Here is a 10,342-nt window from a genome sequence, read left to right as displayed (position 1 = left end):
AAGGATACTTGAGATAACAGCCTCCTGATCCGCAATCATGAAATCTCCTGATATGGTTGTTACATCTTTCCCATTCATGGCGGTATATCTTTCGTTGCCAGTTGAGACCGTCAAGGTCAACGGTGCTTTTATTTTATTTAAGTCGTGACCGGATGTCAGAAGCATATTTTTTAGCTCCGCCATAAACATTGCTTCAACCAAAGGTAATCTGCCGAGTATAGGTTTACCCTTTATGACCGATTCGAGCTGAGGCAGCACATGATAATTATATCCGAATTTCTTGTAGTATGAGGTATAAGTGTCTATGGGATGGAACGCTTTCAGGTTCTTACGTGTTGCCTGACCATATTTTGTTCTGATGGTGCCTTCAAGTTCCTGTCTGACAAACATTAGTTTATCTTCAGAAGATTCATTTTTCACGTTTTCCATTACTAGAATTCCAATATAACACTTTTTAGTCTCTCCTGCTTCATTCATAAAAATATCCATTATTCTTCCACCCATTCCTTTCCCATGATTTATATGTTTTTATATATTGTAGAAGTAACATCCATACTTTCGCTCCCGATAAGAATCATGCTAATGATTACAAAAACCAAATTGCCCTCCAAAATTTGTTGCATTTTTATTGCCTAATGATATAATTTTACTCGTACCACTGGTTCTATAAAAGAACCAGTGTAGCATGAATTTTATAGAGCCAGTTGGAGATATTATGTTAGGAATTGAATTAAACCGAAAAAGTGAATTAAAGTTATGGCGTCAAATTTATCAAGCCTTAAAGGATCTGATGCTATCCGGAAAACTAAAGGCAGGGGAAGCTCTGCCGTCCACACGGGAATTAGCAAGAGAGCTGAATGTTTCCCGCAATACAGTTTGCGAGGCTTATAACTTACTTATTGCAGAGGGCTTCATAATAAGCCGTCAAGGAACCCACACACGGGTATCGGACGGTTTATTCATAGAATCAGTTGAACCGCCATTATCTCCTAAAATAACTAACAACGCAGCACTGTCAATTTCAGTAGACTTTCGGACAGGCAGACCCGACCTAAGCCAATTTCCCAGGTTCCTTTGGCGTCAACTGCTACATAAAGTTTCCGAGGAGTTGCCTCTTGAAGCTTTTAGTTATACCGGACCGCAGGGATTACCTGAACTCCGAAGAGAAATTGCGGCTTGGTTGTTCAGGAACCGGGGTCTTAATGTTTCCCCTGACGATATCTTTATAACTGCAGGCGCAACGCATGGACTGAATCTTATTGCAGATATTCTGTGCAGGGATAACCAAAAAATATTGATAGAGGATCCATGTCATATCGGTATGCTTGATACATTCATAAACAAGGGCTGCTCCATTGTTCCCATACCAGTAGATACCGAGGGGATGCAGACAGATTACCTTTTAAGATGCCAAAAAACAGGACCCATATATGTAACACCATCGCATCAGTTTCCCTTGGGAGGAATTCTTCCCGCATCCCGCCGAGCTGCGCTGGTTCGCTTTGCCAGAGAAAATGATCTTTATATCATTGAAGACGATTATGACAGCGAGTTCCGATATAGTGGCAAGCCCATAGCTCCACTTTACACAATAGACCCTCAACGAGTGATTTATGTTGGCACCTTCAGTAAAGTAGCTTTTCCGGCACTGAGGATAGGCTATGTAATTTTACCCCACAGGCTTCAGGCACGTTGGTGTGATTTGCGTACTCATACGGATGTACAAAATCCATCCTTTGAGCAGGCTGCCTTGACAGAATTCTTAAGGACACGCAAGCTTGACAGGCATGTCCACAAGATGCGTAAAATTTACAGCCAGCGCCGAAAGGTACTGTTGGAGTCACTGGAAGAAGCCTTTGGCAGCGAGTGGGTTGCTTATGGAGATTCTGCTGGATTGCATGTAGCCATCGATTTTCCCGGAATGCTATTCGGCGAAGCTTTTTATAATTGTTGCCTTCAAAATGGATTATATATTACTCCGGTAGAAAGCCATTGCATAGAAAAAGGCAGGCACCAAAGTAAGTTACTTATTGGATATGGGCATCTGGAACCTGATGTAATCAGAAATGGTGTTGTACTTTTGTCTGATATTATTAAAAAATTGGATATCTGAGATGGAATATTTTAGTCCTCATTTTCACTCGCTTACCCTTTCTCCATGCTTTTTACTCATTGCAGAAAAGACTCACCAATTTTTAGCCTGTATGAAAAGAGAACTAATTATTCCATTTCCTATTCAACAGCAAGCCTTTCATTTGATTAAGATGGTGATGTATGCAACATATAATACAACTCAAAGTACAACAATCATTCAATACTATTAGCTATTCTTAAAATTTCTTTTGCTGATATATCAATATCTTCATAAGTTGTTTTATAGGAACTAACACTAATCCTCATTACCGACTTCCCAGCCCATTTAGATCCTCCAAGCCAACAAATATCCGTTTCTTGGACTCCTTTAATTATTTTATTTGTTTTCTCATCTGATTTATATCTAGCTAATACTTGGTTAAACACAACATCATTTAGTATTTCAAACCTCCTTAGTCAAATTGTATGGAGTACAATACGAGGAGTGTAATCATGATTAATTACTATGGCAATGAAATTACATGGATTCCAGAATTAAAAAAATCAAATAAACCCCTTTATATATTGATAACTGAAAGTCTTGAAAAAGATATTGAAAATGGGAAGCTTAAAAGTGGCTTCAAACTTCCTCCACAACGTATTATTGCAAACTACTTAGGCATCAGCCACAGTACTGTAACCAGGGCTTATACATTATGTGAAGAGAAGGGATTGATTAAGGGTGTAATTGATAAAGGAACCTTTGTCAGTAGTAATGCTGATAACATATTAATTACATCTGGGTCACAAAATGCCCTTTCAGTTATTCTAGCAAGCTTATTTACAAAGGGCGATAGGATAGTTGTTGATGAATTAACATATACAGGATTGAAAAGTCTTGCAAAGCTTCTTGGTATTATACTTATACCAGTTAAAGGGGATAACTCAGGAATAGATATTGAAGAGTTAAAGAATACTTGTAAAAGAGAGAGAGTTAAAGGTAATTATTTAATCCCTGATTGTCATAATCCTACAACAATTACAATGCCTATGGATTAGAGAACTGAGATTGGAAAAATAGTTGATGATTACAACTTGACTTGGATGCCTTCTCCATTTACGGCTGAAATCGTATCACTTTTACAAGCTACTTCAAAATATGATGAAATAGTCAGTATTAAGCTAAATATACTAAAGGAAAGAAATAAGATAACTGATGACATATTAAAAGAATTTAATCTAATACCATTTAAAACATCCTTGTTTCGATATTTATCACTTCCAAAAACTTTGATGATATTGAAACTGAGCATCATTTTCTGAAGTCAGGAGTACAAATCTTTTCTTCAAAAAGGTTTTCAACAGGAATGGATAGTAAACATAATGCTATTCGAATATCAATTAGCAGTCCTGAAAATGAAATTGAGTTAATCAAAGGACTTGAAATTATAAGAGATGTCATAAAATCCTACCAAAATAAATACGAACCAATAGTATAATTTTCTAAAAGTCCTTTACTTCTCCTTAAACATTGAGCTATATGGGTACTCTATAGAAGAGATTATTTTAAATAAATAAAGATATGGTGTAAATGACCATATCTTTATTAAATGGAATTACTTTCATTATCCCTGGGAGAAGCCTATTCCAAATACATTTATCATTATGCCAGTTCTCCCTGCTTCATTTCCCGATTCTTCAGAAACTGATACCATTAATTCGTAACCCTTTATTTTTATCATTATGGATTTTCCATTTGGATTCTCCATGGGAGTTATACTTATAAAATCTTTATACAGGCTCTCGTCGCTGTAGAATTTTATGGCTTCATCTACACTGTAATTTGTAGCGTAAATGATAAATCCATTCTGATCCCCTTTAAATCCATCTGCTATAACGATTTTTCCATCCGGAAGTATGGGAACGATTTTAGGGAAGTTTGCAGGAAGCTTTTCATACCCCGCATCCACCTGCCCCTCAGTCTTAGAAGTGCCTGAAATGCCGTTATTCAAAGTATCTTTGCCACCTACCGGAGTGGTATTGTCAAAATACTTCTCATAGACCCTTGTGGCAATGATCACTGACATTTCCCTAGTGCAGATTCCATTAGGATCAATTTTATTGTCGGATCCCTTCAGGAAGCCGTTCTTATTCATAAACCTTACAGCTTCAAGTGCCCATGGGGCAATATCCTTTTCATTGGCAAACTGACCTGCCCCTGAAGTATCCAAATCAGCTCCAGGGTTCATTGCGCTTATAGTACGATACAGCATGGCAGCAACCTGCTGACGGTTAACTGACCCTTTGGGGGTAAAGAGCTTTTTAGCACTATCCGTTCCGGTTACAATCTTCAAATTATAAGCCTTTAATATTTCAGGATTCGACGTATCTGAAAAAACACTCATATCTCCAGTTGTGGCCTGCTTGCCTGTATATTTCTCATAAAGCCTTACCGCCACCTCCGCAAATTCTTCCCGGGTTATGGGAGCACTCATATTATCCTTGATCCTGTCTGTTATGAAACCGTATTCTGCTGCCTTTTCAAGCTCAACCTGGGCCCAACTACTTGCACCTTTGAAATCTGCCTTGCCAGACTTTTCCTCCATATTTCCAAACATCTGGCTAAAGAACTCCTGCAATGCCTTTATATCCTCTTCTGACATGTCATCGACATTGTTCAATATTATCTGGGCATCTGTGCCAGGGTTTGCACCCTTGACATTCTTTAATGTACACCATATTGTTATTGTTTTATATTTCGGCAATTCAGCCCTCATTTCTTCCACCAACTCAGCCACATCAATGGTGACATCATTTATACCAGCAGGCATGCCTGATTGGCCTTCAACTACTTTTAAAACTTCATAAGCATCATTTTCACACTGTATCTTATAGGTGAAGGTAATATCGGTACTGCTGTTGATCATACCAGTTGTCAAATCCTTTACCCTTTTCACTCTGAATACATGTTTCCCGTCTATCAAATCCTTCGTCACACTGATAAATGGATCATTCCGTCCCGCAAAGGCCGTAAATACCTGAGAAAACAATAGCACAGCCATAATCAAAACTGCTGCAGTCAGTCTCAAAGTGCGTTTTTTCATTTACATTACCTCCTTATTTTTTTTCGAAAAGGGTCATTCTATCTGTCATATTCCATGATATAAATATAGTAATCAACCTGCTTAATAATTATCACCATCTGCTGCGGTATTCGGCGTATAGGCACTGTTGCCCAGTCCTTCTGGATAATATATAATTATACCCTCCTTATCATCCGGACTATAATGAAGGTATATGGACGCATTCTTATGAGTATCTCCTCTGAAAATAGTCAATCCCACGTCCTCTGACAGGTTCCCTCCCTCGATGCACATTTCTTTAAGCTTATTAATATATTTTGCCGCATCATCAGGCTCAAACTCTGCTATAGTTACAGTACAGTTTTTTGCTTTCTCATCCTCCATAACGAATTTGATCTTACCTTCAGGTTTTGGCAGATCTCCCATCGCTTCCTTGGGCCATGGGAGGTTCTCTCCCACTTCCATTACCCCTCCGTCAACCTTTACTTTGCCGCCATCCTTCGTAATGTCCACGTCAACTCCCATTGCTTTCTCAAGAAGCTTTTCAGCACTCTTTTCAGCTATTTTTTCTTCAACCTTCCTGCATGCACACAGTGAAAATGTCATAACAATAACCAGCAATACAACAGTCACTCTGATAGCTTTCATAGTCGCTGCTCCCTCCTTCTTATTAATTAGTTTTATGTATCTCCTGCATATGACCTTTAAGACCTGTCTTATCATCTCCTCTCCCAATATTTTCATATTTAATAATTAGCATTGCTCTAATAAAACGCCCAAACTTTTGTGAATTCCTGTCATAGCAACTAATTCATCCTATTCTACCTGCTTATGGCATAAACACAATCACTCCGTGGGTGATTTTAGCATTATCGGAGGGGACAGGAAAAATAACAGCCTTATTGAAATAGTCAGGCTGCGGTGCGCTTTTCCGTGTAGTTCCTGAAAACATTGAAAATGGATTTTTTAAACCCTCCAGGAAGAAGGTATCTCCACCAAAGACCTTCACTACAGCTACAGCAAGTTGTGTATCTTTAATCTTATATTGCAGAATGCGTATGGTTCCTTTTTCAAAATTCATAAACCGCAGTTTTGCTTCTGCCGCAAAAGCCTTGTTCACCATTACTAATGTGTACTGTTGTGTAAATATGGCTATAGGATAAGGAAAAAAATCGATAATTTGTTCTTTCGATTTATCATCCATATGAATGCTCCTCTCCATCTAAACTGCTGTTATTTTACATTTCTGTTACTAATATTTTATTAACCGACTGGCATTAAGGATAGGATGGATATACTTATATTTAGTACCAAAAATGTTATTCTGAAGCAAAATAGAAGTCAGACTTTCATGCTTAACGAAAGCCTGACTTCTATTTTGTTTACTTGAAGACTCATTTACTCTGATAATTTCCGATATACAGATGGGGAAACGCCAACCTTCTCTCTGAATAATTTTGCGAAATGCCCGTTATAATCTATGTTGCATGCGGCAAAGGCTTCTGCGACGGAAAGGTTGGTATCCAGTAGCTTCTCCTTCAACTTGCTGATTTTATAATTGATATAATATTGATACGGTGTTACTCTTGTATGTTTCTTGAACAGCTTCGTGAAATGGGCTTTACTAAGACATGCTGCTTTTGCCGTTTCGCTGGCATTATACCTATCCATCCAGTGGCTTTCAATATATTCTTTCGCCTTCTCAATTTCATCCTTGCCCCGATATACCCTCCTGTTGATTAATAATGCAACAACATATATCACCCGTTTCATGCCATCTGTAATAGGAAATAGCGTTATGTCCTGATATATTGCCTCAATGTCTAAATCCCGTATATCATATTTTTCGGTGATTTCTTCCAAAGGCACTCTAACATCTTGAAAAAAGAAGGTCTCTCCCTTAAAAGCCCGCTTCAACTCATGGAGCTTGCCCGTTGCGATAACGGCAGGATCTTTGAGTACGTTGTATTTCCCAACAATCATATCCGGGCTGGAAATATGATATTCAGTCAACATAGCTCTATTTACCAACACCGATGTTCCGTCCATATCATATACCTGGATCGGGTAAGGGAAGAACTCAACAACTTTGGCAAGTAGTTCTTCTTGTCCAAAGATTGATTGCAATGAATCCATAATATTTTTTTGTCTGCTTTCCATGTCACTTTCCATCTTTTCACACTCCCTGCATGGTTATCAGTGACTGCACTTCAGATGTAAAAAAATATAAAGCTGTTCCAATTATAGGTAGAGTAGCACTATTTTTTGCCCACGTCAATTATATACACTTTTAAGAACAACCGCGCTCTCCACTTTTGAACTACTACTTTATTTCATTAATTTCCCTGTACTAATTCCTTGTAGAATGTCTACATGTTTATAATCTTTTATTACCTCAATAAGATTCTCCATTTCATCAGTTACAATCTTATTTTTATGGTATACAATACTAAAATATCTATCCCAGTCACTATCTGTATTCTGAATTACATGTATTTTGCCATTTTTTATCTCTTCTTCTACTAGCCTTATAGAAATAACCGCTAAAAATTGATTTTCAATAACAGCTTTTTTAATAGAAGCAGAGCTGTTCCCCTCCAAAGCTATTCTTATTGACATTCCTTTCTCCAGCATATATCTTTCAAACAACTCCCTAGTTCCACTACCTTGTTCTCGCATGGCAAAGCTTTCATTTTCAAGGTCTTCTAGCTTAACGATTTTCTTCTCAGCAAAAGGATGCTGTGTACTGCAGATAAGAACCAAGAAGTCATTTACTTCAGGGATAGAAATCAAATCCGGACTTTTAACCTTTCCCTCAACGATACCTATATCCAGTTCCGATTTCAACAACTTATCTTCTATATGCGTCGTATTATCTACGTAAGAATATGTTTCAATTTGCGGATTGTTTTTCCTGAAGGCATTAATAACATCGCCAAGAATGCAATCACCGACAGTGTGGGTTGCGCCAATTCTAATTTTCTTAACATAATTATCTTGAACCATCGCTTCTTCCATATCATCAAACTGCTTTACCACATTTCTTGCATAGGAAAGAAGCCTTTGCCCCTTTGCTGTTATATATAACTTCTTAGAAAGTCGTTCAAACAAGAGCCCTCCATAATGTTCCTCAAGCTCTCTGATTGCTTGGCTTACTGTAGGTTGAGAAATAAAAAGTCTTGATGCGGCAATGCTCATTTTACCACTATCAACAACTTCAATAAATATTCTCAAATGCCTTATCGTCATATTATCACCTTCTACTCCAAAATTAATCTTAAATCATTGATAGGTTTTACCTATAACTATAATTAGATAATATCATTTTATTATTAACTTAACAAATGGTATATTAAAATAGTAGCCTGTTAAATTTCAGACAAAGAGGTGTAAATATTATGAAAGTTCTTATTATAGGCGGTGTAGCAGCAGGTACAAAAGTTGCTGCAAAGCTAAAACGCGAAAACTATAATTGTGACGTTACAATATTAACTAAAAGCAAAGAAATTTCCTATGCAGGTTGTGGACTTCCCTACTATGTTAGTAAGGTTATCCCAGAACGCAGTCAATTAATTGTTAATACTCCTGAGAGTTTTTCAAAACTAACTGGGGTTTCGGTAATGACTGAAGTAGAAGTGACAAAAGTTAATCCTGCTGAAAAAACTGTAGATGCACTGAATTTGAATACGCAAGAAGTACTCAAGTATGAATATGACAAACTAGTTGTTGCCACAGGGGCTGAAGCTATTAAACCACCAATTAATGGAATAGATTTGAAAAATGTGTTCTTTATGAGGACCCCAGATGACGCTGATGCCTTGCGTAATGCCGTTGAAGCAGGCGAAATCAAGCGTGCTGTTGTAGTAGGCGGTGGATATATAGGTCTAGAGATTGCTGAAAATTTATCATCTCAAGGAGTTAAGACTACTATTATTGATATGGCAAAGCATATTCTTCCTGGCTTTGATGATGAGTTTGGTGAGTATATTGAAAACCATTTAGCTGATCAAGGAATTATGACTTTTACTGAAACAAAGCTTGAAGCTATTATTGGTGAAGAAAAGGTTGAGAAAATCAAAACAAATAACCGTGCTTTCAAAGCAGATGCTGTTATTCTTTCTGTAGGTATCAGAGCTAATACAGCTTTTCTAGTTGACTCAGGCATTGAACTGATGCCAAATAAAACAATTAAAGTAAATGAGTTCTTACAAACAAATATAGAAGATATCTATGCAGTTGGTGACTGTAGTACCGTAACAAACAGATTGACAAAAGAACCGGCTTGGTCTCCCATGGGGTCTACTGCCAATATTGCAGGTCGTATTGCTGCTAAAAATATTGCCGGTACTAAGATAGCTTATCCAGGAGTTCTGGGAACTGCAGTTGCTAAGCTTCCTGAACTTAATGTAGGAAGAACAGGATTAACAGAAGCAGTTGCTATACAATCCGGTTTCAATACAATAAGTGTGGTAGCTGTTGTAGATGATAAGGCTCATTACTATCCCGATGCTTCTTCCTTCATTGTTAAGATGATAGCTGACAGAGAAACCAAGCAATTATTAGGTTTGCAAGTGCTTGGCAAGGGTGCTGTAGATAAAATGGTTGATATTGCTGTTACTGCAATTACTATGGGAGCAACTCTTGAAGATATTGAAAATATGGATTTAGCTTATGCTCCACCATTCTCAACAGCAATTCATCCCATCTCACATGTTATAAATATATTGTTAAATAAAATAAGCGGTGAGTTTGAAACAATAACACCTGCTGCTTATGCAAATGGAGAAGCCAAAGACTACAAAGTAATCGATGCATCAATTAGTCCAAGCATAGATGGTGCTGATTATGTAGATCTCACAAAGGTTACTGGAGAACTTCCAGAACTTTCAAAGGACGAAAAACTTCTTTTAGTATGCACAAAAGGAAAAAGAGCATATATGCTACAAAACCGTTTAAAGCATTTCGGTTACACTAATACACTAGTTCTTGAAGGTGGTACCACCTTTAATGAAGTAACAATATAGATAATAAAAATTAGTTTATTGGAGGATTTTAATTATGGCATGTTTAACTGTTAGTGCTGCTGACGAAAAAAGAGTAAAAGCTTTAGGATTTTTAAGTAACAAGGGTACGGATAACTTCTCGGGAAGGATTATAACAATCAACGGTAAAATAACAGCTGCTCA

General features: G+C 37.4%; 10 protein-coding genes and 1 pseudogene. 4 read left to right on the top strand and 7 right to left on the bottom strand.

Translation table 11 applies throughout. From position 1 onward, the window contains the following. The coding region (locus ACESM9_RS11995; protein ID WP_372998846.1) for a hypothetical protein at positions 1–489 on the bottom strand (489 nt) is incomplete at its 3' end. 226 nt (positions 490–715) lie between these two features. Here ACESM9_RS11995 and ACESM9_RS11990 point away from each other — a divergent pair. Further along, positions 716–2,113, top strand: a complete 1,398-nt coding sequence (locus ACESM9_RS11990; protein ID WP_372998849.1) for a PLP-dependent aminotransferase family protein — start codon at positions 716–718, stop codon at positions 2,111–2,113. Positions 2,114–2,307: 194 nt separating this feature from the next. On the opposite strand, the gene ACESM9_RS11985 is transcribed toward ACESM9_RS11990, so the two are convergent. Beyond that, positions 2,308–2,520, bottom strand: coding sequence for a hypothetical protein (locus ACESM9_RS11985; RefSeq protein WP_372998843.1), 213 nt, complete (start codon positions 2,518–2,520; stop codon positions 2,308–2,310). 66 nt (positions 2,521–2,586) lie between these two features. On the opposite strand from ACESM9_RS11985, the gene ACESM9_RS11980 reads away from it, so the two are divergent. Beyond that, positions 2,587–3,132, top strand: a complete 546-nt coding sequence (locus tag ACESM9_RS11980) for an aminotransferase class I/II-fold pyridoxal phosphate-dependent enzyme (protein WP_372998840.1) — start codon at positions 2,587–2,589, stop codon at positions 3,130–3,132. 566 nt (positions 3,133–3,698) lie between these two features. Here ACESM9_RS11980 and ACESM9_RS11975 read toward each other — a convergent pair. The 5 genes from ACESM9_RS11975 to ACESM9_RS11955 all read right to left on the bottom strand — a co-directional run bounded on the left by ACESM9_RS11975 (position 3,699) and on the right by ACESM9_RS11955 (position 8,405). Next, complete coding sequence (locus ACESM9_RS11975; protein ID WP_372998837.1) at positions 3,699–5,177, bottom strand: S-layer homology domain-containing protein; 1,479 nt, start codon at positions 5,175–5,177, stop codon at positions 3,699–3,701. Positions 5,178–5,258: 81 nt separating this feature from the next. Further along, a complete protein-coding gene (locus ACESM9_RS11970) occupies positions 5,259–5,804 on the bottom strand; it encodes a hypothetical protein (protein WP_372998834.1) in 546 nt (181 codons plus the stop codon). 181 nt (positions 5,805–5,985) lie between these two features. Further along, positions 5,986–6,360 (bottom strand): hypothetical protein, encoded by a 375-nt coding sequence (locus ACESM9_RS11965; RefSeq protein WP_372998831.1) that lies wholly within the window; start codon positions 6,358–6,360, stop codon positions 5,986–5,988. 194 nt (positions 6,361–6,554) lie between these two features. After that, positions 6,555–7,328 (bottom strand): helix-turn-helix transcriptional regulator, encoded by a 774-nt coding sequence (locus ACESM9_RS11960; RefSeq protein WP_372998828.1) that lies wholly within the window; start codon positions 7,326–7,328, stop codon positions 6,555–6,557. A gap of 156 nt (positions 7,329–7,484) precedes the next feature. Then, positions 7,485–8,405 carry a LysR family transcriptional regulator gene (locus ACESM9_RS11955; RefSeq protein ID WP_372998825.1) on the bottom strand — a complete coding sequence of 307 codons (921 nt, stop codon included), beginning with the start codon at positions 8,403–8,405 and terminating at the stop codon, positions 7,485–7,487. Between the two features lie 149 nt (positions 8,406–8,554). Here ACESM9_RS11955 and ACESM9_RS11950 point away from each other — a divergent pair, with 149 nt between their 5' ends. Continuing rightward, on the top strand, positions 8,555–10,180 hold the full coding sequence (locus ACESM9_RS11950; protein WP_372998822.1) for an FAD-dependent oxidoreductase: 1,626 nt from the start codon (positions 8,555–8,557) through the stop codon (positions 10,178–10,180). Positions 10,181–10,214: 34 nt separating this feature from the next. Further along, positions 10,215–10,342: pseudogene (locus ACESM9_RS11945) on the top strand ((4Fe-4S)-binding protein); the annotation flags it as partial.

Origin of the sequence: Lutispora sp. (genome assembly GCF_041687175.1) — a bacterium.
GTDB lineage: Bacteria > Bacillota > Clostridia > Lutisporales > Lutisporaceae > Lutispora.
This window is presented reverse-complemented; position numbering and strand designations above follow the sequence as displayed.